Origin of the sequence: Haloarchaeobius ordinarius (genome assembly GCF_051801355.1) — an archaeon.
In the GTDB taxonomy this organism is placed as follows: domain Archaea; phylum Halobacteriota; class Halobacteria; order Halobacteriales; family Natrialbaceae; genus Haloarchaeobius.
The window spans coordinates 510,234-535,749 of record NZ_CP196560.1; the positions used below are offsets into that span (position 1 = coordinate 510,234).

Genomic DNA, 25,516 nt, shown 5'->3' on the forward strand with positions numbered 1-25,516 from the left:
CTACTCAATCCATCACAGACCCTGCTGAGACACCGAGAGAAAAGGCGAAGAGCGGGCGTTTGTCGCCGGTATCAGGCTTGTACTGCCGTCAACGGAGGTCAACGGTTATCCAGCGGAAGGCCGAAGTCTGGAGGTTATTCGGTCAACGCAAACGCTGAATCAGAGCTGAAGACGACGGGTTAGCGAATCTGTTGTTCGTTCAATCCGTGTCTGAAGTGTTCGTCACGCGACCATCACAGGTAGGTTCTGAGAAAGGCGAGGGGAGGACATTACTGAATAGTCGAATACCTCGTCCCCAGTCGACAATGGTGGGCAGAGATTCCATACACTAACATCGAAATCAGAATCCCGAACTCATGACACTGCACGTCGACCGAGGGTGTACACAAACATTGCAAAGAGGAGCTTCCCAGCTACCACCAAGCTGAAGCTGATTATTTCATCAAGCCCAGTTGGATTGACTTTTTGAGCCTCAACTCCGACGATTTTCCGGATAGAGAAGATAAGAACGTCAACAAAATATACGAGTGACTTGCCTGGCCAATTTCCCGATAATCGGTAGCCAACTAGACTGCCATTGATTTCTATTCCACCACATAATAGGAGTGTTGCTCCCAAGAGAGCAACTCCAAACGCAGCTCCGAGGACGTGAATTGGACTCTCACCATAGCACATCGACCACTTCATCATCCCCTGAAATGGATATCGTCTAAACCGCGATTGCTTTCGCCGGACCTCTTGCTGGCGAATGTTCAGTCGACGCCTCGATCTTGCCCAAGCAGTTCCGGAATAAGCCGCCTCTAATTCCCCGTAAATTTTCTCCGCCTGCTCCAGGTTCGAGAGTTCACGATTCCTGCATTCCTCAACTGAAAATTGGTCTTCAGTTCCACTTCCAGTGTTAGTTGATTTGGTCGCAGCCGAGTGGCCACTATCTCTCGTATCTGGCTCTATTTGTCCTTTGTCACTGGAGTTTCCGGAGAGCGAATTTATTATTTCGATTAATTGATTTGCCACATACATTACTGTTCCAGCAACTCGACGGATTAGTTTGAGAACAAAGCTGAGACTCTTCCTAGCCCGCCGTGTTACCCATGTAAGTACACCATATCGGCGCCGTTTTCCGATTAGTCGGGTCAAAATTGACGATTTCGAATAATATAGTTGGACCGATGAATCTCCTGAAGTCTCACAAACTTCTGCCTTAGGATTCCACCAATCTCCTCCCATCTCTTTTTTCATGGCATCACGTCCATAGCGATCTGTAGCATTCGGTCCAGCAGGCATCCCACATACAGACCGAGTGAGTCCGATTCCGGCCAGCCAGTCAGCATCATGTTCCTGAATAATTCGACAACCAAAATCTACGGAACCGGTCAGGCTTGCCCCGGTGAACTTAGCATCAAGAAGTTGTGAATCGACGAACTTTGTGTCAGTGATAATGGCATCAAAAAATATAGCTTCAGTCGCGTCTACGGCAGTAAAATCAGTGCCAGATATGTGAGCATCCGTGAAATCTGTTGAGTTAATATTTGTCCAAAATGCATCTGTGTTCCGGATTGTGGCACCAACAAATTCAGACGAGGATATGTCCGCACCCTGTAAATGAGAATTTGTGATTTGGGCGCCAGAGAAGTCTGTATGGGAAAAATTTGCACACATGAATTTGGTCCCATTACATCGAGTATTGGCAAATTTGGAATTGCTGCAGTCTGTTCTACTTGTTGAAAAATCCGCATTATTCAACTTGGAACCTGTGAAATCGCAGTTGTTGAGCTGTGCACCCACATAAGATGACTTCGACAGCTTAGCATTTCTGAATCTTGTATCGTTGAAGGTGCTGTTATCGAATTCTGCTGTCTCAAAGTTAGAATTTGATAAATTTGCATCAAAAAAGTGGATGTCGGTAAAATCAAGTTCGGAGCCGTCGCTGATGTCATGAAGATGGATTTCAGCAGTGTTCGAGTGCTGCTGGTCACGTAATCTATCCAGCTTTTTATTTACTTCAGAGACGGGTTTATTTGGGGAGTCTTCGTGAAGGACGCAATAATCTGACTCCGACTGTTCCCACTGCTCAAGCTCACAGCTTGTTGGATACTGCCCGATCTTGGCAGAAGGTGGTGACCACGTACATTCGGAGTTCGAGTCTGTCACAAGCTTGGGATACCTTAGCTTACTTGCTAGTCCATAGAAAGTCCTGCGGAGTCTATTGTCTATTTCACCAATAAGTTTCATATGTATTCAATTCACACGGAAAGTATGGCCTTATTCGTGATTCCAAAAGAGGAGCCAGATGATGATGACGGCCCCTCGTATCCTGACGAAGCTATTCGTAAGAAGTTCAAATCGACAACTGATTTCAATAATTACCTAAGTAACCATTTTAGTGACTTTGCAGGAAAGTATATTCCAGAATTCGATGCTAATGCAGGTAAACAATTACATTTGTTACCAGCAGTGACCGAACTTTCACAAGATGGGGTAATCGAAAAATTGGAAGGTGGTGACTTGCATTGGGACGAAACTATCGATTACGGTGACGCTGTAACACTCCTTGTTGACGACAGTGAAAAAGGTACGGGGGCATATCTTGCGATGGATAAAGAAGACGGGTATTTTATCCTCTACTCAAATCTGACAAAGCTCGGTTATGTCGACTCGCCGCTTGTCTCACGGTTTAAATGGCTTCCCAGAACAAGTCGTCTACATGTGTCATCGTCCAAGTTGGAAACCCTAGCCGCAAATAAAATCCGAGGAACGGATTTCTCCTCGTCATCTGCACCATATTGTGACGAAGTCATTTTCAAGCGACGGCGAGGCTCAGATGTAGAGACTCCACTTGGGCGAAAAGTGAAGAGGACGATAAATTATTATGGTGAAGACGCAGCCGAAATGATACCCCATATAACTCAGGAATTCGGTATGTCGGTTAGTTCACTTCGGCTCGAAATACCGGGGAAAGTAAAATTCAAAATTAACCGAGATGGAGTATTGAAGTTGGAAAGTGGTCCAGTCAACCGGATGCTTAAAGAAATATCTAGCATCATCGACGAGACATTAGACGTGAAGAAAGCCTATGACGATGCTGAAACCAGAACGCTCGAATTGGGTGATCAGAAGGTTTCGCAATCGAAGCCCGCAAAGATCTCTTTTAACCAGGAAGAGGTGGATAAAGAGGCTATCAAAAAGTTGTTCGACGCTTTCGCGGAACGTGATTTGGTCCCTTTGAATAGATACATAGAGTCTGATAGCCTGTACTTCTCAACCAGCGTCTACTACGTTACTCAAAAGGAGTACTTTGACATCCGTGGAGACGCCAACTCACTCCGACTTTTCCCTCGGAAGGGAGAGAAGGACCTAAAGACCTTCTTCAGTGTCTTCAGTATTATCCAAGAATATATTTCGCCGAATGCAACCGTGACCGTCGATACAAATGCCGCACCTGCTGGGGGTGATGTCCAATGACTGAATTGTATGGTGTTGCTCAGACCTGCTTAGGTATTCATCGGGAGTTCAGTGACGATAGTGATCTGGAAGACGAGTTTGGTGAGAACATCACTGAGAAAGTGAGTGATGCAGAGGAAGAAGGTCTGGAAGATTTGGTTGAAGCATATAAGAACCATGCACAAGCCCTTGACCAACGCTTTAGGGTGAGAGAGATGCTTATCTCTATGTTTTCAAAAGGTGTCTTTACTACACAAAGTGACTGGAAACTACTCGACACGCTCTCGTTCCGTGACACGCCCGGTGGACCAGCTGACCTCTTCGTGTGGCAACAAGCGAACGGTGACACGATTTCCATTCTTACATTAACTGAGGTCAATAATTCGGGCACAGTTTATTCTAATTTACAACAGATTTGCTCCCATGTCATCGAAAATGCCGATGTTGTCGGTCAAGAGATGGCAGACAAGCAGGGGAGTCAAGGCAGTGGCCAGCCGTTGCAAATCACTAAGGATCGAGTGGAGGGTGCGATTGTTGTTTCAAATATTAACCCGACAAAGATGGCTTCGAAATTTGTGCAGAATGCCGGAGATTCACAGGTATCTGTCTGGGAGTTTGATGGAGCAGATGATGAGGAGATCTCTGTTATCTCTAATGTTACTACGGCCGGCTGGGACTGGCACATCCCAAACAATAGACTTGGTAAACTTCTGGAGGATGGTCAGAAATTTGCAAATCAATACCAAGTTTCCATTGATCGTTTTTACGATTCTCACCATGAACTACTCTTTCGTGAACTCCCGGCGCATCTCCACAGGACCCGGAATCGGTCAAAAAGTCGGTGGTATTGCAGCGAAGACGAACTGGTTGATTTTCTCTCCACATCGTGGAGTTCCCCTCCTCGAGAAGCAGTCCGGACCCGTGCCCAAGATTTGATTGAATGGTGGGAACACATTGGCGTATTTATAGAGATCCCTGATGCCGATGAACACTATGACGAGGACGAGTCTGTTTACAACTTCGCCGACTTCAATGGAAGAAAGACGGACCCGACTGACTTCTGGGCAGACGCCGTCCAACCATATCGAGAGAAAGTCGGTTCAGCAATCTATCTTGCTTATGAGGAATCTAGCCACTTCGACCATGAAACTCCTCTAACCCCACTTGTGGAAAACGCCCACGCCACAGTTTACGAAGGCTGAATATTTTCATGTCGCGTGACCTCTCACCACCAATGTAATGTAAAGCTGACCGTGACTCGTTGCCCCTCTGAAAACCGGATATTTTGGCCATTACTCAACATCTGTCGTACATACCACGGTAGCGAGGGAGAACGATTCAGAACGCACCGAAGGGAGTTCGCTTCTTCTACTTTTCACCCAATATTGGACTTAAGAAACTGTTCAGCCCGTCGCAGGTAGACTGGGACCACCAGCTGGAACAGGCCAAGAAAGCGCCTATGCTCCCATCTGTGCTGAGCGGTACTGTTCGTCGGAAGCACAACCGTCATTCGCGAAAATTGAAATGCGGGAGAAGTGGGCCGGCGCGAATTTGAATCGCGGTTACGGCCACCCGAAGGCCGAAGGATACCAAGCTACCCCACCGGCCCGCATGCAAAACAACGCCGGGATTACTTTTAACGCTTCCGAATCGGAGGACGACACGCCAACCGGTGTCACTCCAATCGGACGAGAGCGTCGAGGTGGCCGCGGAAGTCGAGGTCGTGGCCGTCGACGGTCGAGACCCGCACGGCCTCCGAGGAGAAACTGGATTCGAGGCGGTACTCCTCGCCGTCGTCGCCGTGGACGTAGACGGTCGAGCCGCCGATGTAGCTGGTTTCGGCGCGGGTGACGACGCCGTCGGTGGTCGAAATCTCCGCGGAGCCGTCGCGCGACTCGCGGCGGGTGTCGAACCGCACCTCGTCGCCCTCTTCTACGTCGTCCAGCCCGGAGTCGAGGACGTTCTTCAGGTCGGAGGCGTCGGCGGTCGCGACGGCTTCGGCGGCCTGCCCGGCGTCGTGCAGGGCTTCGGGGCCGTCGGCGTCGGTGTCGGACTCGTCCGCGGCGGCGTCCGAAGTGCCCTCGCCGTCGTCGTCACCCTCGCCCGCATCAGTCGTCGCCTCCACCACCGGCTTCCCGCCATCGCCCGCCGGGACCGCGGTCGCCACGTCCTCGGCTTCGACCGGGTTCTCGGGGACGTTCGCGACGAACTGGTCGAAGACGCCGGTGCAGGCCGCACAGAGGAGGTAGCAGGAGTCGTCCACGGCGAGGAGTTCGAGGCTGTCGTCGTCGCCGAACTCGTCGGTACAGAGGCTGCACACCTCGACCGCCGCGAGCGAGTCGGGGTCGGTCGCGTCGACCTCGTGGGCGGTCATGTCGTCGGTGAGTTCCGAAATCTCGTCGAAGCAGTGCGGACAGGCCAGTCGCTCGGTGACGGCGTCCGCGTCGGTCGAGAAGTCCACGCGGCGGTGACACAGCGAGTGCAGGTCGGGGTCGTCCCCGGCGGCGAAGGTACGGTCACAGAAGGTGCAGGTCTGGGGGGCGTCCGTCTCGGTCATCGTCTCACACCTCCCCGCGCCGCCTACTTAATTTCGACCGTTGGTTTCGCGTCAGAAGTGTTGGTAACCCTGAGTGTCCAGGCAGTGGTGCGCGACCGTGATGGCGTGGTCGGCGTGGAGGACGCGCGGGCCGAGCCGGAGTCGAAGGTCGGCGGCGTCGGCGAGCAGGTCCTCCTCCGCGTCGGTGAAGTCGGTGTGGTCCGAGAGGACGAAGACGGGGTCGTCGGGGAGGTCGGCCTCGCTCGCCGGCTCGCCGTCCTCGTGGAGCTGGACGACGGTCCCCTCGCGGGCGCACTCCTCCAGAATCTCCGCGAAGCCGAACCGGCGGATAGACACCCCGGGCGAGGCCTCGGCGGGCATGTGCCCGATGGCGTCCTCGCGGTGCTCCAGGGCGTTCCGCACGAGGGCGGCGATGGAGCGCTCGTCGGGGTGGAGGTTCCGGACCTCGCTCCCGTCGACCGTGACGGTGTACTCGTCGCCCAGCACGAGGTGGACGCGCACGTCGTCGCGGATGCCGTGGCTGGCGAGGAAGGCGGCGTTCAGGCAACGGGCGAGCAGGTCCATGCGACCGCCCTCGCTGGCGAGCGCGTCGAGCGAGAAGTCGGCCGTGGTCGGGACCTCGTGACCGAGGACGATGAACTGGCGCATGGGAGGTGGGTCGCCCGTCGCGGATAAAGGCGCGTCGAACTACCGGCTCGCGAAGAACGCCCAGACGAGTTCGGCCCCGTCGACCTCGCGGGTCGTGGTACCGAGCAGCGGGTCGAGCAGTTTCGACGCGCCGGGCCAGCCGTGGCCGCCCCCGCGGATTACGAGGTGGCGGACCGGCGCGTCGGCGCAGTCGTACCGGCGGTCCTCGACGGTCGTCCCGTCCTCGTGGCCGTCGAGGACCGTCACCGACGGCTCCCCAGCACAGCGGTTCGCGTCCAGCCACAGTCCGACCGTCTCGTCCGCCGAGCGAACGCGCCCGCGGCCGGTCTGGTTGCGGGCGAACCCGACCTGCCCGCCCTCGTAGGGGACCAGCGGGTCGGCGTCGCCGTGGACGAACAGCATCGGGAGTTCGGTCGGCCTGACGTCGAGGGCGGCCGGGAGATTAGCCGCGATGCTCGCGCCGCAGGCGAGCAGGTCGGGCCGTTCGGCGGCGAGACGGAGTGTCATCATCCCACCGTTGGAGATACCGGTACAGCAGACCTCTCCCGGAGTGGTCACCTCGTCCGCCGCCAGTCTGTCGAGGAGCGCCGCGAGAAAGCCCACGTCGTCGACGTCCTCTGTGTGTGCGGTAGCGATGTCGGTGTCGCGCCCGTCGTTCCAGTGTTTTTCGACCCCCGTGGGCGTGACGACCACGAACCCCTCGCGGTCGGCCAGTGCCCGGAACCCGCTGAACCGTTCGATTCGCGTCGGCGACCCGCCGCCCCCGTGGAGGAGAAGGACCGTCGGGGCGGGCGTCGAGACGCCGTCGGGGAGGTAGACGCGGGCGGTCCTGGTCCGGCCGTCGTGGTCAAGCGTCTCCTCTCTCGACTCACCAGACCCACCCCGGCGGTCGAGACAGCCCGTGAGAGACGCGGCGCTGGCGAGCGCGAGTGCTCCCGATTCGAGGACGTGACGACGGAACATACCGCCGAGAGGGGAGCGACCGACCTTAACTACTCGGCCACGCGGGATGGCAAGGCACTAACCCAGCGGGCGTCTGGCACCCGGTAATGAGCATACTCGACACCGCCCGGAAGCTGGTCGCCACCGGGCCCGTCTGCGACCCCTGTCTCGGTCGCCCCTTCGCCGACCGGAGCTTCGGTCTGACCAACGCCGAGCGCGGGAAGGCCCTGCGCGTCAGTATCGCGCTCGAAGACGACGAACCGTACGAGTCGCCCGACCGCGAGGACTGCTGGGTGTGCGAGGGCCACACCGCCCGCTTCGACACTTACGCCGAACTCATCGCCGAGGGCCTCGAAGGCGTGAGCTTCGAGACCTACCAGGTCGGCACCCGCGCCCCGCCGCTGGTCGAAGAGAACGAGATGCTGTTCCGTGAGGACGCCGGGATGGAACCCGACGCTGGCGAACTGTTCAAGTCGGAGTTCAACCGCGAGGTCGGCAAGCGCGTCGGCCAGCTCACGAAGACCGAGGTGGACTTCGACCGCCCGGACGTGCTGGCGGTCATCGACCTCGAACGCGCCGGCGAGGACCCCTCGACCCACGCGGTCGACGTGCAGGTCAACCCGGCGTTCGTGTTCGGGCGCTACCGCAAGCTCGAACGCGACATCCCCCAGACCGAGTGGCCCTGCCGGGAGTGCGGCGGCACCGGCGTCCAGCTCTCGAGAGAAGAAGGCGAGGAACCCTGTGACTACTGTGGCGGCTCGGGCTACCTCTACGACGACAGCGTCGAGGGGTTCGTCGCCCCGCACGTCCTGGAGGCGATGGACGGCTCCGAAGCAATCTTCCACGGGGCTGGCCGCGAGGACGTCGACGCCCTGATGCTCGGGACGGGCCGCCCGTTCGTCGTCGAGGTGAAAGACCCGAAGGTCCGCTCGCCCGACGCCGAAGCCCTCGAAGCCGAAATCAACGAGGCAGCCGCGGGCTCGGTCGAGGTCGAGGGATTGCGCCTCGCCACCCACGAGATGGTCGAACGCGTCAAGGAACTCGACGCCTCGAAGACCTACCGTGCGGAAGTCGAGTTCGGCGACGACGTGAGCGAGGAGGCCCTCGCTGACGCGGTCGCAGAACTCAAGGGGACCACGGTCACCCAGCACACGCCCCAGCGCGTCGACCACCGGCGCGCCAGTCTCGACCGGAAACGCACCGTCTACGACATCTCCGCGGAACTGGAAGACGACCGCCACGGCACCGTCGAGATTCATGGCGAGGGCGGCCTCTACATCAAGGAACTCATCAGCGGCGACGACGGCCGGACCGAGCCCTCGCTGGCGGGCCTCCTTGGGACCGCGGCGACCGTCACCGCCCTCGACGTGCTGGCGGTCGAGGGCGAGGAGGAGGACTTCGACCACCCGGACTACCTGCGCTGAGCGGCCGGGCGGGTCCTGTGGTTCGTGATTCGTCGGCGGGCGAACAGACGGCACGTTTTTCACCGTGTGTCACGTGAACACACCTCGAGGGGATACCCCATGTGCCACCATGTAGCAGGAGAAACCACCACCCACGAACCCGAGGCCGAGCACGAGACGGCGGACGAGCACGACGTCGACGACGAGCCGGAACTCGCCGAGCCGCCAGCAGACGACTAGTACACCTTCGACTTTTTCGAGCGACACCGAGAGCCGACAGCGGAGCCAGCGCGCCGAACCACGAAGGTAGAAGTCGCGGTAGCGGGAACGACTCCACCATGTACTTCGGCGTGGACGAGGCGGGGAAGGGGCCGGTGCTCGGGTCGATGTGGGCCGCGGCCGTGGTCGTCCCCGACGACGCGGCGCTCCCCGAGGACGTGGACGACTCGAAACGGGTCCAGCCGGACCGTCGCGAGGAGATCGCCGCCGTCCTCCGTGACGACGACCGGGTTCGCATCGGCATCGCGGAGATCACACCGGCACGAATCGACGACCCCGAGACCGACATGAACACCCTCACCGTGCTGGCCCACGCGAAAGCCCTCGAGGAGGCGGGCGTGGACGGGCTCACTGGCTACCTCGACGCGGGCGACACCGACGAGGCCCGCTTCGGCAGTCGCGTCACCGACCACTGTTCCTGCACCATCGACGTGACGGCCGAACACGGCGCGGACGAGACCTACCCCGTCGTCGCGGCCGCGAGCATCGTCGCCAAGGTCGAACGCGACGCCCAGATGGCTCGCCTCGCAGATGAGTACGGCGAGGTCGGCTCTGGCTACCCGAGCGACCCGACGACCCGCGCGTTCCTGTCGGACTACGTCGCTGCCCACGGCGAGGTGCCGCCGTTCGCTCGTGCCTCGTGGTCGACCTGTGCCGACGTGCTGGCCGCACACGAGCAGTCGGGACTCGGCGACTTTTGAACACTCAGGGAAACCGCGACCCCGCGACCCGAACCTGCTGTCGGTCGACCACTGTGCCTTCGTCGTCGATAGCCACGATAGTGACCCGTCCAGTGGTCGGTATCGCGAGCGTGGCGGACGTCGCCGTCGGCTGGAGTTCCGCCGTATCGTAGCTACGCCCGCCGGACAGCACGACCAGTTTCTCGACGCCGAGTTCCCGCGTCGCCTGCTCGGTGAGCGTCACATCGACGCGCGTGCTGGAGGTCGCCCACGACTCCGTCCGTGAGACCGACGCGAACACCCGAGACTGCTCGATACCCGGTGTTTCGACCGTGAGCTTCGTCGTGACACAGCCGCCGAGGAGGGTCGAACCGGCGGCCGCCGCGAGCACGCCGAGTCGGCGGCGAGAGAGGTCACTGGCCATCGGTCCACGATACGACTGCCACGTAGAAGGAAAACCGGCCTAATCGAGTGGAACGAAAGTCCCGGGTCAGTGCTCGCCAGTCGTCAGTGACCGCAGGATGTCACCGTACGCCGGACGGGTGATGAGCACCCCGATGAGCACGCCGAGGATGGTCACGATGGCGAACCCGCGCAGGTCCCCGAGCGAGAGCACCGCCAGCGGCGACATCGCGATGATGGTCGTCGCCGCGGCCGCGCCGATGACCCAGAACGCCTTGCGGAAGCGCGACTGGAAGACGCGCGTGGAACTCACGCCGCCTTCGGACATCACTTCGTCGGCGATGATGATGAGGTCGTCCACCCCGGTCCCGATGACCGCGATGAACCCGGCGATGTGCGAGAGGTCGAGCGGGAGTCGCACCGCCGCGACGAAGCCGAGCAACAGCGCGACCTCCGCGAGCGCGGTGAGTATCATCGGCAGCGCGACCTTCGGGTCACCGTAGCGCAGGTAGACCACGCCGCTGACCGCCAGCACGGCCACGATACCCGTCAGCAGCGAGTTCAGCTTGAACCGCTCCGCGAGTGCCGGTTCGAGCGAGAACACCTGGGACTCATCGAAGTCGAGGGGGGCACGGAGCGAACCAGCCTGCAGGTCCACCGAGACCTCGCGGGCCTCGGCGCGCGAGCCCGTGGTCATGACGAACCGCGGGTCCTCGGCGAAGTCACCGGACGCGATGGAGTTCGCGAGGCTCGGTGCGACCGAGAAGGTACTCGTCACGTTCCCTTCGGACTCCAGCACCAGACAGTAGCCCTCGTCGTTGCGGGTCTCACCGCCACAGGCCTGCGAGCCGGCACCGACGCCGGTGAAGCCGTTCTCCACCATGACGCGGGTGAACCGCTGGGCGGACTGCTCGTTCAGGACGACCGGGACCTGCCAGGTGCCGCGGTCGTTCTGCTCGGGTGCGCCGACGTTCTTCAGGTCCTCGTAGGTGATGACGGGCTGTTCCTCCATCGTCCCGTTCGCCCCCGGATACCGGGCGTAGACGGTCACGACACCACGGTCGCTGATGAGCTCTCTGAGCTCTTCGGGTTCGCGGTTCGGTGCCTCGATGACGATGTAGTTCGTGCCGTCGACGGTCGTCGCGGTCGTCACCGACCCGGCCGTGAGCCCGGTCGCTTCGAGCTTGCGTTCGAGCACACCGGTGATCTGGTTCCGGGTCGACTCGGTGACGCCGTCGCGCACGTCGTCGGTGGTCACCCGACCGCCACCGGCCGCCTGGATTCCGTTCTCGTTGAGCGCGGAGACGAACGCGGACTCGCTGACGGTCTTGTTGAAGACCTCAGCCGTTCCCGCCTCGGGGCGGAGGTAGACGTCTCGAACCGGGATGTTGAGGTCGTTCGCGATGGCGACGCGAGCGTCGCTGATCTGGCTCGCCTCGTCGAAGCCCGCGTAACTCACCGGGTCCGCGGTCATGCCGACGACCGGGGCGCGGATGCGCGTCCCGCCGTCGAGTTCGAGGCCGTACTGGAGGTTCGTCGGCCCGGTCGAGCCGTCGATGAGCCCGGGGGTGAACAGTACTGCGCCGCTCCCGACGAGGAGCAACGCGAGCACGACGACGCGCCAGTTCTCGCGGAGGTTCATTCCGGCGTCACCTCCCCGAGCTTGTACCAGCGAAGCAGACTGAGATTGAGCATGTACGTGTTGACGAGGTCGGCCGCGAGACCGAGGACGAGCACGAGGCCGATAGAGGCCATCAGCTCGATACCGAACAGGGTCGCGACGACGGTCATGACGGCCATCGCGGCGATGGACGTGACGGTCATCGTGACACCGGTCTCCATCGCGCGGTGGACGCTCTCGTAGAACTCACCGGAACGACGGAGGACGTGGTTGTTCAACAGGATGTCAGAGTCCACCGAGTACCCGATGAGCATCAGGAGTGCGGCGACCGTCCCCAGCGAGAGCTGGATACCGAGGAGGTTCATCGCGGCGAGCGGGATGACGATGTCCGAGAACGCCGAGATGACGATGGCGATGGAGGGGACGAACGAGCGGAAGAAGACGAACGCGAGGATGCTCATGCCGAGGAACGCGGCGAACAGGCCCTGTGCGGCGGTCGTCTGGGCGCTGTCACCGAAGCTCGCCGAGGTCGTCTGGCGAGCCTGCACGAGGTCGCACTCGTCCGGGTTCGAACAGGTCGGCTGCAGGTTCGCCTGCGCCTGGTCGACCAGCGCCTGCCCGTCGCTCTCGGGGCCGAACGTGAGGATGTACGTCGGCTCCGTGATGGAGGGACCCTGAACCCGCTGTTTCGAGACGATGTCTGCGTCGAACGCCGCGTCGAGTTCGCCACGCGGCGTGTCTGTCTGTACCGTGAGTTCGGTGCCACCGGTGAAGTCGGTGCTCAGCCCGACCGGTGTTCCGAACATGACGTACCACCCGAGTATGACCACCAGCGCGACGGCGAGTAACGCGAGGGGGACCGCCGCCAGCTGGCGGTTCGAGTACCGGGTGTAGTCTATCTCCGGTACCTCGAACTTGCTCATGAGGGGCGGTCGGGTATCGGCCCACCTAAGCTTTCTTATCTGCGGACCGCGGACGTGTAGAATCCGCACACCCGCGAGAGACGTTTTTGGGTGGGCAGAACGTAGCCATCGCTATGAGCCAGTACGCCAGCCGAGTCGTGCTCTCGTACCCGTCCGACCTCTCGAACTGGAGCCGCGACCAGGTCGCCACCTCACACTTCAAGGCGTGGCTGCGAAAGACCAGAGAGACCGCCGCAGTCGGCGATATCTGGGAGGAGTTCGTCGACGTGGGCTGCTGTGGCAGCACCTACGACGTCCCACTTCGCGTCGAGGACGTCGAGGGCGGCGAGACGATGGGACCGGACACGGAGATCGAGTACACAGTGCGAGAACAGTGTGGTCTGGAAGGCGGCTGGAAGGTGCAGAGTCGGGCCGGACCGGCGACCGAATAGGGACGCGAGTCAGTCCGGCAGGTACCGCACGTTCAAGACGCCGTGTTCCACCGAGCGCCGGACCTCGACCCGAATCGCGTTCACTCGCGCCGCACGGGCGACCGTCTCGGGGTCCTCCAGCACGTCCGTGGCGGCCTGTTCGGTCTGTGCCGGCGGGACCGACAGGACGTGAATCTCGCCGGTCCCTGCTCGCGGGACGCGCTCGACGTCGCCAGTCTCTAACTCCTCGGCGATATCCATCGCCTGTTTGGTCGGCGAGAGGTCACTGTCGACCAGCTCGACGGTGTGACAGTAGTCCTCCTCGACGACCTCCCAGACGACCTCCAGCGGCGGGACGGGTGCGATAGTCGCGCCGACGACCTGGTGGCGCTCGTAGCCGTCGTTCTCGCCGAGGGTGTGAATCTGGCCGGTGTCCACGTCGCGCAGGACGGCCGACCCCTCGTCGGCTTCGGTCACGAGGAACGTCGCGGTCTTCTCGCTCATGTGCCGAGGCTAGCGGTCAGGCCTTTTCCGGGTTTCGTCGTGTTGCGAGCAGCAGCATCGCCGACCCGACCAGCACGGGCGGGAGCGGACTGGACAGCGGCGGCATCGCGTACAGGACACTGACGACGGGGGCGAACAGGCCGCTGGGGGCGGGGCGGGTGACGGTCTCGCCGTCGAGGGTGAACTCCGGCGGCATGGAGATGACGAGCGCGAGGTACAGCGAGAGCAAGAACAGGAAGCCCGTCACGGCCATGATGCGGTCGTAGCCCACGTCGCTTCCCACCCGCCGGTGCCGGCGGGCGACGAACAGCACCGGCGCGAGGATAGGTGCGACCACGAGCAGGCCGAAGAAGATGTAGAACGCCCGAAGGAAGGTGAACGTCCCACCGACCGACCCGAGCGTGTTCGCCACCTGCACCGCCAGCGCCGCCCCGAAGTAGAACGTGAGGACGACCCCGAGGAGTCCGCCGAAGACGGCGTACAGCTTGAACAGCCGCGACTCGCTCGCCCGGAGCGCGTACGGGAACGCCCCGAACACGCCGTCGTAGGTCTTCTCCGCGTCGTCGGTCATCGTCCCGACTTGGGACGAGAGGGGCAAAAGCGGCCCGGTCCCGTGCCACGAGGCTGTCGCCGGACCGTGGCCAGCCGACCCATCACCAGTGTTTTGTCGGTGCCACGTGGGTGTCTCGGTATGTACGTAGACATCGGCAACGCCCTGGCCGAGGAGGCATCGCCGGGCATCTCCCGGGACGCGCTGGAGCGACTGGACACGCAGGTCGCGGCGGCGCACGAGCGCATCGAGACAGGTATCGAGAACCACGAACACGGCTACGCGGCGCTCGATTTGCCCCGGACGGTCGACACCGACGCCATCCAGAACGCTGTCGCCCCGTTCGACGACAGCGAGGCGGTCCTGAACGTCGGCATCGGTGGGAGCGCGCTCGGTGCGGCGACCATCGCGCAATCCCTCGACAGCGACGTCGATGCCTACTTCCTCGACAACGTCGACCCCGAACACGTCTCGCGGTTGCTCGCGAATCTGCCACTTGAGCGGACGACCGTCAACGTCGTCTCACGGTCGGGAACCACGGCCGAGACGCTCGCGAACTTCCTCGTCGTGCAGGACGCGATGGAGTCGGCGGGCGTGGACTGGACCGACCGCACCTTCGTCACGACGGGTGAGTCCGGCCCCCTCCGGACGCTCTCGGACCGCCACGACCTGCCCTCTCTGCCGGTTCCCGACGGCGTCCCGGGCCGGTTCTCCGCGCTCTCGACCGTCGGGCTGGCCTGTGCCGCCATCCAGGGCCACGACCTCGACGCACTCGTCGCTGGTGCCGCCGAACAGCAGGCCAAACTCTCCGGCTCGCTGTTCGACTCCCCTGCCTACGCCTACGGTGCCATCGCCTACGCCCTCGACATCCGGGGTGCCTCGGTGAACGCGATGATGCCCTACGCCGAGTCGCTGGAGACCTATTCCGAGTGGTTCGCCCAGCTCTGGGCCGAGAGTTTAGGGAAGGACGGCCTCGGCCAGACGCCCGCCCGGGCCCTGGGCGCGACCGACCAGCACTCCCAGCTCCAGCTCTACCGCGCCGGCCCCCGCGACAAGCTGGTGACGCTCGTCCGCCCCCGCGAGTACGAAGACACCGAAATTCCCGAAACCGAGTTCGACGACCTGGCATACCTCGGCGGGAAGGGCCTCGGCACCCTGCTGGACGCCGAGTTCGAGGCCACGGAAGCCAGTCTGGCCGCGGCCGGTCGCCCGAACGTCCGAATCGAACTCGACCGCGTCGACGAGCGCGGCGTCGGCTCGCTCCTGTACGGGATGGAGGCCGCCTGCGTCGTGGCGGGCGAACTGTACGGCGTGGACACGTTCGTCCAGCCCGCCGTCGAGTGGGGCAAGAAGGCGGCCCGTGGGCTGCTCGGCGGTGGCGAGTTCGAGGAGGCTGCTGCCGTCGACGAGAAGACCGAACTTCGCGTCGAGTAGGCTGACTCGCGCCATCGGCCAGTCACCCTGACGGTATCGGGCGTCTGCGGCCTATTCACCATAGCAGAGAGCCTATGTTTCTCGGGTCGATAGACTCGGTATGGACGATTCGCTCGTCGACAGCTCAGGCACCCCGTCCCCGCCATCGAAGGTGACGGCGGCCATGACCGCGAAGACCGTACTCCGGTTCGCGTTGCTCGGGTTCGCCTCACTGCCCGTCCTCGTCGTCTACCAGCTGGTCCTCTACCTCGGTGCCATCTCCGTCTTCGGTCCCATCGAGACGACCGGCCCAGAGGCGCAGATAATCTCCGTGCTCAGTCTCGGACTGGGGACGCTCACCATCGCGCTGGCGTACCTGCGGTACTCGGACCTGGACTGGTCGTTCGTCGACCTCCGGTTCCCGTCGCTACGCGACGTCGGCTGGGCCATCGGTGGCTTCGTCATCCTGCTGCTCGGCTTCGTGGCCGTCGTGTCGCTCCTCGACCTCCTCGGACTCTCGACCGCTCAGCACAGCACCTCCCAGCAGGCAGCAGAGGGCGACCCGGCGCTGTTGCTCCCCCTGATTCCCCTCTCGTTGCTGGTCATCGGCCCGGGCGAAGAACTGCTCTACCGCAACGTCATCCAGAAGTCCCTGTACAGGCACTTCAGCAAGGTCGGTGCGGTCGTCGTCGCCAGTGCCATCTTCGCACTCGTCCACATCCCGGCGTACTCGACCGGCGGCGGCATCGGCGCGATGGCGGCCTCGCTCTCGGTCATCTTCGTCCTCTCGCTGGTCCTCGGCGGCGTGTACGCCCGGACGGGGAACGTGCTCGTGCCGGCGTTCATCCACGGCGCGTACAACGCGCTCTCGTTCGCCAGCAGGTACGCAGACCTCACGAGAGAGGCTCCAGACGCAGCGTTCACAGCACTTACTGCGCTGTTCTGACCGGCTCGAACCGTCTTACGGCCGTCTGACGAACCTTTTTCGCTCTCGGTGACGTATCACCTTTCTGTATGACGAAGCGGTACTCCATCGTCTGTAGTGAGGACGTGAGCGACCGAATCGACGCGCTCGCTCACGAGTACGACCTCACGGAACAGGCGGTGCTCCGACAGCTCATCGAACGCGGCCTCGAACAGGTCGAGAACTAGGAGTTCGAGGGGTTCTTCCGGGAGAGTGCGCTCCCGCAGATGGGGCAGCGGTCCTTGTTTTCGTCGAACTCACGCCCACAGCCCGCACACTGGAAGCGCCAGTCTCGCCGCTCGTCGATGCCCTCGCGGGCGATGACCTCGACGGTGACGTTGAGTTTCTCGGCGACGTTCTGCATGGCGTAGTCGTCGGTCACGAGCGTGCCGTCGAGTTCGAACGCGGCCGCGACGAGCCGGACGTCGGTGTCCGAGAGCACGTCGAGGTCGCCGGTCTCTTTGGCCGCTCGCCGGACGCGCTCGGTCGTCTCGGAATCGGGGATGTGGACGTGCATCCCCGCACCCTCCATCGCGTCGTATCGGTAGACGCTCTCGTCTTCGAGTTCGTCCCGGACGAGCGGGATGGTCGCGGTATCGTTTGTGGTGTGATACTCGTGGATGAACGCGGAAGTGTCGAGAACGTACATTTACCGCTGGACGACGATGTAATCCTTCACGGCCTGCACGCGGTCGACGGGGACGCGGAATCGGCCAGCCTCGTCACGGTTGTAGTCGATAGCGCGAGTCGGCGTCTCCTCGCCCGGTTCGACGACGAGGTCGTTCAGCCGGCCGCTCTTCAGGTCCATCGTGATGTTGTACAGCATCCCGAGTTCCGTCCCGTCAGAGCCCATGACGGACTTCCCCGAGAGGTTCTCCGCGAGTATGTCGGACATACCACCTTCTTCCCGACGGGTGCTAATAAACGCCACGGGGACCGTCGCACGGCGCCCGACTCGACACCGCCAGACCAGACAACCGGCGGACACGTCCGATACCGTGTCGACGCGTCACAGGACCTGACGACCGTGACGATGGAATTAAATGCCGTCCTGAGTACTCTCAGATAAGAACCTTCTAGGGTGTTCGCCATGTCTGATACAGATTCTTCCGAAACCGACACAGCATCCAACACGCTCAGGACACCCATCGTGGCCGTCCTCGGCCACGTGGACCACGGCAAGACCAGTCTCCTCGACAAGATTCGCGGCTCCGCCGTCATCGAGGGCGAGGCGGGCGCCATCACCCAGCACATCGGTGCGACCGCGGTCCCGCTCGACGTCGTCTCGAAGATGGCCGGGTCGCTGGTCGACCCCGACGACTTCGACCTCCCTGGACTCCTGTTCATCGACACACCCGGGCACCACTCGTTCACCACGCTTCGCTCGCGCGGTGGCGCGCTGGCCGACATCGCCGTCCTCGTCGTGGACGTGAACGACGGCTTCCAGCCCCAGACGCTGGAGGCCATCGACATCCTGCAGAACACCCAGACACCCTTCATCGTCGCCGCCAACAAGGTCGACACCGTCCCCGGCTGGAACGCCAACGAAGACGCCCCCATCCAGCAGACGTACGAGGCCCAGTCCGACCGCGTCCGGAACGACCTCGACCAGCGGCTCTACTCCATCATCGGCGAACTCTCCGACAACGGCTTCTCCGCGGACATGTACTGGCGCGTCCAGGACTTCCAGAAGAACGTCGGGGTCGTCCCCGTCTCCGCGATGACCGGCGAGGGCATCCCGGACCTCTTGGCTGTGATGATGGGCCTCTCCCAGCGCTATATGAAAGAGGCCATGGCCATCGACGTGACCGGCCCCGGCGTCGGGACCGTCCTCGAAGTCAAAGAGGAACGCGGCTTCGGGACGACCATCGACCTCGTCCTCTACGACGGCATCATCCGCGAGGACGACACCATCGTCGTCGGCAGCAAGAACGAACCCATCGTCACCGAGGTCCGCGCGCTCTTGCAGCCGCGACCGCTCGCCGAGATTCGCACCGAGTCCCGGTTCGAGCGCGTCGACGAGGTGAAAGCCGCGGCCGGTATCAAGGTCGCCGCCCCCGACCTCGACAAGGCGATGTCCGGGGCACCGGTCCGCGTCGTCGGCGACCGCGACCTCGACGAGGTCGTCGCCGAGGTACAGGCCGAACTCGCCGAGGTCGCCGTCTCCACCCAGGAGGAGGGCGTGGTCGTCAAGGCCGACACCCTCGGGTCGCTCGAAGCGATGGCGAACGCCCTCGAAGAGGCCGAGATTCCCATCGTCCGCGCCGAAGTGGGTGACATCGCCCCCCGCGACGTGAGCGTCGCCTCGACGGCCGACGACGACCTCCACCGGACCATCCTTGGCTTCAACGTCGACGTGCTGAAAGACGCCGAGAACCGCGCCGATATCGACGACGTGCGAATCTACACGGACGACGTCATCTACCAGCTCATCGAGGAGTACGAGGAGTTCGTCGAGAGCACGAAGCAGGCCCAGCAGGACACCGTCCTGCAGAACATCGCCCGCCCCTGCCGGTTCCAGATTCTGCCCGACCACACCTTCCGCCAGAACAACCCCGCGGTCGTCGGCGTGGAAATCCTCTCGGGCACCCTCCGGAAGAACCAGAACGTCGTGAAGTTCGAGGGCAACGACCCGAAACGCGTCGGCTCCATCAAGGGTATCCAGGAGCAGGGGGAGGACGTCGACGAGGCCCGCGCCGGTAACCGCGTCTCCGTCGCCATCGACGGTCCGACCGTCGGGCGACAGATAGAGGAGAACGACGAGCTCTGGATCGAACTCCCGGAGAAGCACGCGAAGATTCTGGAGCAAGAGCTCAAAGAGGAGATTCCGATGGACGAACGCGAGGCGCTCTCGTTCTACCTCGAGAAACGGCGCAAGGTCGACCCGTTCTGGGGTAAGTAATCCCAGCGGGTCGACCCGTCTTCACTTCGGCCACCCCTGTTCGACTCCCCGGACACACCCGCGAGGTTGCCGGCCAACGGACGACTGCCGTGCTCCCCCGAACACGGAGGACCGCCACTGACGCAACCCATGTGCACCTATCGAATGCAGGCACATCGTCTGCTGGCTTTCGCTGTACTGGCGCTTATTACTCTTCGACGCACCTCCTGCTGGCGTTACAGGTCGAGACGACCGGTCGTTTCGCCGCGGGGTCGGCCGTGCCGGGCCGCGAGGTCGTCCAGTCTTGCCGTCGTCGGGTCACGCCACCCCCGACGTCGTTCACAGTAGCAACAGCGCGACCGCCAGCGCGTTGCTCACGCCGTGACAGAGCATCGGCACCGCGAGGTTGTGGGTTCGGGCGTACACCGTCCCCCAGACGATGGAGACGGCAAAGAGCTGGGCGAGCGCCATCCCGACCGCCGCAGGGGTGCCAGAGTACATCGGCAGGTGGGCGATGGCGAACACCGCCGAGCCGACCATCACCGCTCCGGCCGTCGTGAACGAGCGGTCGAGGTTGCGCTGAACGACCCCGCGGAACATCAGTTCCTCGATGGGCCCGTTGACGAGCAACACGAGCGGGAGGATAGAGAGCAAGAGTCCGGTCCCGCCGACGGCCGCGTACGCGGTCAGCGTCTCCTCGGCCATCGGGAGGTCGAAGTACCAGGCCATCGCGACCACGCCCATCTCGACGGTCCCCGTCGCGGCGATACCGAGGATGACGTGTCTGATGTCCGAATCCGAGAGCCAGTAGAGGTCCATCCCGCGGATACCGTCCCCGAACCCTTCGAGTATCAGAACGACGACGAGCAGGTAGCCGAGGTACCCTGCGACGAACAGCAAGACGAGGTCGGTGACGCCCTGCCCGGGCAAGAGGACGAGGGCAGCCAGGCCGACCGCCGAGGAGACCAGCGACCCGATGACCGCGACGCCGACCGCGAGGTGGACCGCGAGGCGGCGCGACCAGCGGACGCGCCCGGGGTCTCGCCCGGTGGCCTCGAACGATTCGAGGGCGTATCGGTACGACCCGTCGGTGACGAGCACCAGCAGGCCGAGCAGGAAACCGTCGACCAGTATCAGGTCGAAGTCGGCGAGCACCAGTGCCGGACCGGCGGCGACCAGAACCGTCGTGACGACGAGGTGGTAGACGATGGCCGTCACCGACGGCGCGACACTCTCGACCCGGGCGAACAGCCGCACCGGCGTGTACCGGGGGGTGAGCGACCCGACACCGAGGGCGAACGAGGCACTGGCGAGTGTGAGCGCGACCCAGTAGACGCCGAGAGTCAGGGCCTCGACCCCCGAGAGCGGGCCCAGCGCGAGCAACGTCGTCCCGACGAGCACGAGCGGGACGCCGACGAGGACGCCCAGTAGCATGCGTGCCCGGAGCAAGACGGCGGCCGGCATGGTCGCCAGCAGCAACTGGGCGAGCATCTCCTCTTCCTCACCGAGGGGGTTCAGACAGAACAGCGCACCGGCGAGCCAGACGCCGAGCAGGACGAACGAGGCGCCGACCAGCGTCACCGCCATCGCGGGGTACACGACGGCCGGGACCAGAAGCGTCCCGAGTGCGAACAGGTAGTAGAACACGAACCCGTGGCGGTGCGGGGCGCGGACGGCTCGCCACCAGAGCCGGGTCGCGACCCGGCGAGTGGGTGAGGACGAGGCGACCGACTGCGAGCCGGTCCGGGTTCCGCCGTCGCCTGACAGCGGCGCGTCACCGTACCAGAACCCCGGCGAGAACACCGAGATGACGGTCAGGCTACCGGGGATAGTCAACACGACCGCCACGGCCGCGACCACGGTCGCCGTCGTCAACGTCTCGACGGCGGGGGTGCCGACGAACAGCAAGTCCGCGTACCACGAGAGCCGCGAGAGCGGGTCACCGGCCGGGAGTGACGCGACCGGGAGCGAGATGGGCGCGATGCCGCCGCCACTTTCGGCGGTCCCCGCGGTCGCCGTCGGTGCCGGGCCGTGGACCGCGATGCTTCCGGCGAACGCGACGAGGCCACCAGCGACGACCGCCGCCGTCACGCCCCCGAGCGCACCGAGTACCGAACGCACCGACAGGGGCAGTGGAACCTGTCGAAGACCGAGTCTGACCAGCAGGCCGAGCGCGTACCCGAACAGGATGGCCGCGACGAACAGTGTGACGACCGCGAGTGTCCCGACGACGGCGAGCACCGGCGAGCCAGCCCCCACGGCCACCGCCAGCACCAGCACGGTCGCCGGGGTCAGGAACACGACGGCCCACTCGAACAGGTCGGCGAGCAACAGTCCACGGACCAGTGTCCGGACCGGGACCGCCGTCAGCATCATCTCCCTGGCGTCGAGCGAGAGCACCCGCCGACCGGCCTGAATCGCGCCGAGAACGACGACGAAGATGACGACGCCCGGCAGGTAGTACCGGGCCGCACTGACCGTGGTCGGGTCGCCGGCTGCGAGCGACCGACCGACCGCCACCGCGGCCTGCACGAATACGACCAGGACTGGTGCGAGCAGCACCAGCGCGAGCACGAACAACGCCTCGTGGTGGCGACTCCCGATGTAGCGCCGCCCCTGTCGGCGGACCTCGGCGGTGGCGATGCGCCACGCGACGGTCGCGCCGCTACCGCGGACGCTCATCTCACCGCCTCCGACTGGTCGGCCGTCAGGTCGAGGAACACCCGTTCGAGCGAGCGCTCGCCGTCGGCGACGCGCTGGGTCAGCTCCGCGGGCGTCCCCTCTGCGACGAGCGTGCCGAGGTGGAGTACGCCGACGACGTCGGCGAGCTCCTCGACGACCGACAGGGCGTGCGAGGAGAGGAAGACGGTCGTCCCGCCGTCGGCGAGCCCGTCGATGAGGTCCAGCACCTCGCGCGCCGCCCGCGGGTCCAGCCCGCTAGTCGGCTCGTCGAGGAACAGCACCGCTGGCTCGTGTAACATCGCCTGGACGAGGCCGACCTTCTGGCGAGTCCCCCGCGAGTACGACTCTATCCGTTCGTCCGCCACGTCAGCCAACCCGACCTGGTCGAGCAACGCGTCGATACGCGTGGCCGCCGCGTCCGGGTCCAGCTGGCGCAGGTCCGCAACGAATGCGAGTTGCTCGCGTGCCGTGAACTCGTCGTACAGCGGTGGCTCGTCCGGCAGGTAGCCGACGTTCGGTTTCACACCCTCGCGGTCCGCTATCGAGACGCCGACGATGGACGCCGTCCCCGCCGTCGGCGGCACCAGCGTCGTCAACATCCCCATCGTCGTCGTCTTTCCCGCCCCGTTCGGTCCGAGGAACCCGTAGACGGTCCCCCGGGGCACGGCGAGGTCGAGCCCCTCGACGGCGACGACCGGGCCGTACACCTTCCGGAGCCCGGACGCCGTTATCGCCAGTTGCTCCTCGCCCCGTATCATGGACAGAGAATGGACACGGGGAGAAATAGTTCATATGCTCCTACAGGTTGCTACGCGGCAGTTAGGACAGTACGAGAGCCGAGAACGGGACCTTACGCGGAAGTGAACCGGTGCGCCGAGAGGTCGAGGAGCTGGCTGGTTCTATCGCGCCGTCGGCGTCACGGAGTCCTGAATCGCCTGCTTGACCTGGAGCGCCGCCGAGGCGGCGAGACCGCGTGCGACCTCCGCCTGCTCGTCCGGGTCGATGCAGTAGTCGTCGTTCGCCTCGTCGAGGTTCGGCGTGAAGCCGGCGCTGACGGGGTGACCCGCCGGCGGGCGGACCGCGACCGTCGCCTGGGGCCCACCGACACCCTGTGTGACGTCGCCGTTGACGACGTACTCGTCCGGGAGGAACTCCCGGGTGCGTGCCGCGATGGCCGTCACGTCGCGGCGCAGGGCCCGCGTCTGGTCGGGGGAGAGTTCCGGCACGTCCGCGTCTGCGCGTTTCCCGGCCGGGGTACTGCCCGGGAGTCCGGCGTACGGATTGTTTCCGTTCATAAAAACTCGCTACCGTCCGTAGTGGCAGAACGAATAAAAAGGGTTCGGCTACTGCAATCTCAGAGCAACGGCTCGCTGGTGCCATAGACCGCCAGCACGACCGCCGTCGTGTAGGTTCCCGGCTCGACCGCCGCGCTCTCGACTTTCACGTGTGGCTCGCCGAACGCCCAGTCTCGCAGTTCCTGCCCGGCTGCAAGTCCGCGACGGACGCGTTCGTCTACGTCCGCCTCGTCGGTGTCGCCCGAGGCCTCGTAGAACAGCCCGCCCTGTGGCGACTGCGCCCAGCCCAGCCCCGCACTGACGTGCCCCGGCTCGGTCGTCGTCGCCCGCGCCTGCACCACGGTCAGTCGCTCCCCGACCGGGCCCAGGTCCGGCGCGGTCCCGACGACCTCGACTTCAGCCTCGGCCGGAATCACCGAGGAGACGGCGACGAGGTTGTAGTTCTCCACGCCGGCCTCGGCGAGCGCCGCGTCGTACGAGGACATCTCGGTCGGGCCGGTCGCCTGGCCCCAGACGATGCGAATCGGCTCCATGGCGGGGGAGAAACGCTACGGCGAAAAGGGGGTTGCGATTGCGAGTCCAGCAGTCCCGGATTCAGTAGTGGTACGTCGCGTGCCCGGCCGACGGGACGTACTCGCTCCCGTCGTCGCGCTCTATCTTGTCGAGCGCCTCCGTGAAGTCCACCTCGCGGACCTCGGTGCGGCCCTCGCGGATGGCGAACATGCCCGCCTCCGTGCAGACGCTCTCGATTTCGGCACCGGAGTAGCCGCCCGTGCGGTCGGCGAGCGCACCGAAGTCCACGTCGTCGGAGACGTTCATCTTCCGGGTGTGGATGGCGAATATCTGCTCGCGGCCCTCGTGGTTCGGCTCGGGTACCTCGATGAGGCGGTCGAACCGGCCCGGCCGCAGGATGGCGCGGTCGAGCATGTCGTAGCGGTTCGTCGCCGCGATGATGCGGATGTTCCCACGCGCCTCGAAGCCGTCCATCTCCGAGAGCAGCTGCATCATCGTGCGCTGGACCTCGGCGTCGCCGGAGGTCTTCGACTCCGTCCGCTTGGAGGCGATGGCGTCGATCTCGTCGATGAAGATGATAGCGGGTTCGCGCTCGGTCGCGAGTTCGAACAGGTCACGGACCAGCCGGGAGCCCTCGCCGATGAACTTGCGGACGAGTTCGGAGCCGGCCATCTTGATGAACGTCGCGTCGGTCTCGTTGGCGACCGCCTTCGCGAGCATCGTCTTCCCGGTACCCGGCGGGCCGTAGAGCAACACGCCCGACGGCGGGTCGATGCCGACCGCCTCGAACTTCTCGGGGTCGATGAGCGGCTCCTCGACGGCCTCGCGCACCTCGCGCACCTGCTCGTCGATGCCGCCGATGTCCTCGTACACCACGTCGGGACTCGCGTCGATCTCCATCGCCTGTGCCCGCGCGTCGGTCTCGTTCGCGAGGATGGTCTGGATGGAAAAGGAGTCGTTCACCGCCACGCGGTCGCCGGCCTGCACTTCCTCGGCCATGCGACGGGAGACGTCCGTGAGGACCTCCTGGTTGTTTCCGTGCTGTTTTACGACCGCTTCCTGGTCTTCCTCTTCGAGCTCTTCGACGGTCGCGATGTACAGCGACGAGGTCTTCAGCGCCTCGTTCTCGCGTTCGGTGCGGTCGACCTCCTCTTTGAGGTCTTCGCGACGGCCGTGGGCCGATTCGAGCTGAGAGGAGAGCTGCTCGTGCACCTGCGAGACGTCGGCGAGGTGCTTCTTGAGAGCCATCAGACGCTCGTCGTCCGACATCTCCGGGTCGAGGTCGAGCCGGGGGCGGTCGGGCAACGAAGGACTCCGGGACATGAGTTATCGGTCGTATGCGTGGCGCGTAAAATAGCCTTTGGGTTGGGGAGAGTGCGCTGTCCAAAAGGTTCTTTTTCGTCGATGT

General features: G+C 63.3%; 25 protein-coding genes and 1 tRNA gene. 9 read left to right on the plus strand and 17 right to left on the minus strand.

What is annotated here, in order from left to right; genetic code table 11:
* Positions 1-354 precede the first annotated feature (354 nt).
* Entirely contained in the window at positions 355-2,232 is a 1,878-nt protein-coding gene (locus ACSC1R_RS02715; RefSeq protein ID WP_439027536.1) for a pentapeptide repeat-containing protein, read from the minus strand.
* Positions 2,233-2,256: 24 nt separating this feature from the next.
* Here ACSC1R_RS02715 and ACSC1R_RS02720 point away from each other — a divergent pair, with 24 nt between their 5' ends.
* Together ACSC1R_RS02720 and ACSC1R_RS02725 are read left to right on the plus strand one after the other, a co-directional pair.
* Positions 2,257-3,462: a hypothetical protein gene (locus ACSC1R_RS02720; protein ID WP_439027537.1), complete on the plus strand. Its 1,206-nt coding sequence runs from the start codon at positions 2,257-2,259 to the stop codon at positions 3,460-3,462.
* Positions 3,459-4,643, plus strand: a complete 1,185-nt coding sequence (locus ACSC1R_RS02725) for a hypothetical protein (protein ID WP_439027538.1) — start codon at positions 3,459-3,461, stop codon at positions 4,641-4,643. The genes ACSC1R_RS02720 and ACSC1R_RS02725 overlap by 4 nt, the downstream gene beginning before the upstream one ends.
* A 334-nt stretch (positions 4,644-4,977) precedes the next feature.
* Here the strand turns inward: ACSC1R_RS02725 and ACSC1R_RS02730 are convergent.
* The 4 genes from ACSC1R_RS02730 to ACSC1R_RS02745 form a co-directional block, all read right to left on the minus strand.
* Positions 4,978-5,050: transfer RNA gene (locus ACSC1R_RS02730), tRNA-Pro, on the minus strand.
* Between the two features lie 66 nt (positions 5,051-5,116).
* Complete coding sequence (locus tag ACSC1R_RS02735; RefSeq protein ID WP_439027539.1) at positions 5,117-5,998, minus strand: hypothetical protein; 882 nt, start codon at positions 5,996-5,998, stop codon at positions 5,117-5,119.
* A 51-nt stretch (positions 5,999-6,049) separates the two neighbouring features.
* Positions 6,050-6,646 carry a tRNA (pseudouridine(54)-N(1))-methyltransferase TrmY gene (trmY, locus tag ACSC1R_RS02740; RefSeq protein WP_439027540.1) on the minus strand — a complete coding sequence of 199 codons (597 nt, stop codon included), beginning with the start codon at positions 6,644-6,646 and terminating at the stop codon, positions 6,050-6,052.
* A gap of 39 nt (positions 6,647-6,685) precedes the next feature.
* Entirely contained in the window at positions 6,686-7,609 is a 924-nt protein-coding gene (locus ACSC1R_RS02745; protein ID WP_439027541.1) for an alpha/beta hydrolase family esterase, read from the minus strand.
* An 86-nt stretch (positions 7,610-7,695) separates the two neighbouring features.
* Here ACSC1R_RS02745 and ACSC1R_RS02750 point away from each other — a divergent pair, with 86 nt between their 5' ends.
* Positions 7,696-9,012, plus strand: coding sequence for a tRNA pseudouridine(54/55) synthase Pus10 (locus ACSC1R_RS02750; RefSeq protein ID WP_439027542.1), 1,317 nt, complete (start codon positions 7,696-7,698; stop codon positions 9,010-9,012).
* A 317-nt stretch (positions 9,013-9,329) separates the two neighbouring features.
* Positions 9,330-9,971 carry a ribonuclease HII gene (gene rnhB, locus ACSC1R_RS02755; RefSeq protein WP_439027543.1) on the plus strand — a complete coding sequence of 214 codons (642 nt, stop codon included), beginning with the start codon at positions 9,330-9,332 and terminating at the stop codon, positions 9,969-9,971.
* A 4-nt stretch (positions 9,972-9,975) separates the two neighbouring features.
* On the opposite strand, the gene ACSC1R_RS02760 is transcribed toward rnhB, so the two are convergent.
* From ACSC1R_RS02760 to secF, 3 genes are all read right to left on the minus strand, one after another.
* Complete coding sequence (locus tag ACSC1R_RS02760) at positions 9,976-10,374, minus strand: hypothetical protein (protein ID WP_439027544.1); 399 nt, start codon at positions 10,372-10,374, stop codon at positions 9,976-9,978.
* Positions 10,375-10,440: 66 nt separating this feature from the next.
* On the minus strand, positions 10,441-11,994 hold the full coding sequence (locus ACSC1R_RS02765; protein ID WP_439027545.1) for a preprotein translocase subunit SecD: 1,554 nt from the start codon (positions 11,992-11,994) through the stop codon (positions 10,441-10,443).
* Positions 11,991-12,896 (minus strand): protein translocase subunit SecF, encoded by a 906-nt coding sequence (secF, locus tag ACSC1R_RS02770; protein ID WP_439027546.1) that lies wholly within the window; start codon positions 12,894-12,896, stop codon positions 11,991-11,993. Before secF ends, ACSC1R_RS02765 begins: the two co-directional genes overlap by 4 nt.
* Positions 12,897-13,009: 113 nt before the next feature.
* Here secF and ACSC1R_RS02775 point away from each other — a divergent pair, with 113 nt between their 5' ends.
* Positions 13,010-13,327, plus strand: coding sequence for a hypothetical protein (locus ACSC1R_RS02775; RefSeq protein ID WP_439027547.1), 318 nt, complete (start codon positions 13,010-13,012; stop codon positions 13,325-13,327).
* Positions 13,328-13,336: 9 nt separating this feature from the next.
* On the opposite strand, the gene ACSC1R_RS02780 is transcribed toward ACSC1R_RS02775, so the two are convergent.
* Complete coding sequence (locus ACSC1R_RS02780) at positions 13,337-13,810, minus strand: DUF5812 family protein (protein WP_439027548.1); 474 nt, start codon at positions 13,808-13,810, stop codon at positions 13,337-13,339.
* Positions 13,811-13,826: 16 nt separating this feature from the next.
* Complete coding sequence (locus tag ACSC1R_RS02785; RefSeq protein WP_439027549.1) at positions 13,827-14,381, minus strand: hypothetical protein; 555 nt, start codon at positions 14,379-14,381, stop codon at positions 13,827-13,829.
* Between the two features lie 120 nt (positions 14,382-14,501).
* On the opposite strand from ACSC1R_RS02785, the gene ACSC1R_RS02790 reads away from it, so the two are divergent.
* From ACSC1R_RS02790 to ACSC1R_RS02800, 3 genes are all read left to right on the plus strand, one after another.
* Positions 14,502-15,794: a glucose-6-phosphate isomerase gene (locus ACSC1R_RS02790; protein WP_439027550.1), complete on the plus strand. Its 1,293-nt coding sequence runs from the start codon at positions 14,502-14,504 to the stop codon at positions 15,792-15,794.
* A 100-nt stretch (positions 15,795-15,894) separates the two neighbouring features.
* Positions 15,895-16,719: a lysostaphin resistance A-like protein gene (locus ACSC1R_RS02795; protein ID WP_439027551.1), complete on the plus strand. Its 825-nt coding sequence runs from the start codon at positions 15,895-15,897 to the stop codon at positions 16,717-16,719.
* A gap of 68 nt (positions 16,720-16,787) precedes the next feature.
* Entirely contained in the window at positions 16,788-16,925 is a 138-nt protein-coding gene (locus tag ACSC1R_RS02800) for a CopG family transcriptional regulator (RefSeq protein ID WP_439027552.1), read from the plus strand.
* Here the strand turns inward: ACSC1R_RS02800 and ACSC1R_RS02805 are convergent.
* Complete coding sequence (locus ACSC1R_RS02805) at positions 16,922-17,386, minus strand: NOB1 family endonuclease (protein ID WP_439027553.1); 465 nt, start codon at positions 17,384-17,386, stop codon at positions 16,922-16,924. The genes ACSC1R_RS02800 and ACSC1R_RS02805 overlap by 4 nt on opposite strands.
* On the minus strand, positions 17,387-17,632 hold the full coding sequence (locus ACSC1R_RS02810) for a PRC-barrel domain-containing protein (RefSeq protein WP_439027554.1): 246 nt from the start codon (positions 17,630-17,632) through the stop codon (positions 17,387-17,389).
* A gap of 195 nt (positions 17,633-17,827) precedes the next feature.
* Between ACSC1R_RS02810 and infB the strand changes: the two genes are divergently transcribed.
* Positions 17,828-19,639 carry a translation initiation factor IF-2 gene (gene infB / locus ACSC1R_RS02815; RefSeq protein WP_439027555.1) on the plus strand — a complete coding sequence of 604 codons (1,812 nt, stop codon included), beginning with the start codon at positions 17,828-17,830 and terminating at the stop codon, positions 19,637-19,639.
* 318 nt (positions 19,640-19,957) lie between these two features.
* Here the strand turns inward: infB and ACSC1R_RS02820 are convergent, their stop codons facing one another.
* The 5 genes from ACSC1R_RS02820 to pan2 all read right to left on the minus strand — a co-directional run bounded on the left by ACSC1R_RS02820 (position 19,958) and on the right by pan2 (position 25,431).
* On the minus strand, positions 19,958-22,300 hold the full coding sequence (locus ACSC1R_RS02820) for a lysostaphin resistance A-like protein (RefSeq protein WP_439027556.1): 2,343 nt from the start codon (positions 22,298-22,300) through the stop codon (positions 19,958-19,960).
* A complete protein-coding gene (locus tag ACSC1R_RS02825) occupies positions 22,297-23,058 on the minus strand; it encodes an ABC transporter ATP-binding protein (RefSeq protein ID WP_439027557.1) in 762 nt (253 codons plus the stop codon). The genes ACSC1R_RS02820 and ACSC1R_RS02825 overlap by 4 nt, the downstream gene beginning before the upstream one ends.
* A gap of 141 nt (positions 23,059-23,199) precedes the next feature.
* On the minus strand, positions 23,200-23,595 hold the full coding sequence (locus ACSC1R_RS02830; RefSeq protein WP_439027558.1) for a DUF5811 family protein: 396 nt from the start codon (positions 23,593-23,595) through the stop codon (positions 23,200-23,202).
* A 59-nt stretch (positions 23,596-23,654) separates the two neighbouring features.
* Positions 23,655-24,128 (minus strand): pyruvoyl-dependent arginine decarboxylase, encoded by a 474-nt coding sequence (locus ACSC1R_RS02835; protein ID WP_439027559.1) that lies wholly within the window; start codon positions 24,126-24,128, stop codon positions 23,655-23,657.
* A gap of 61 nt (positions 24,129-24,189) precedes the next feature.
* Positions 24,190-25,431 (minus strand): proteasome-activating nucleotidase Pan2, encoded by a 1,242-nt coding sequence (gene pan2 / locus ACSC1R_RS02840; protein WP_439027560.1) that lies wholly within the window; start codon positions 25,429-25,431, stop codon positions 24,190-24,192.
* Positions 25,432-25,516: the final 85 nt, after the last annotated feature.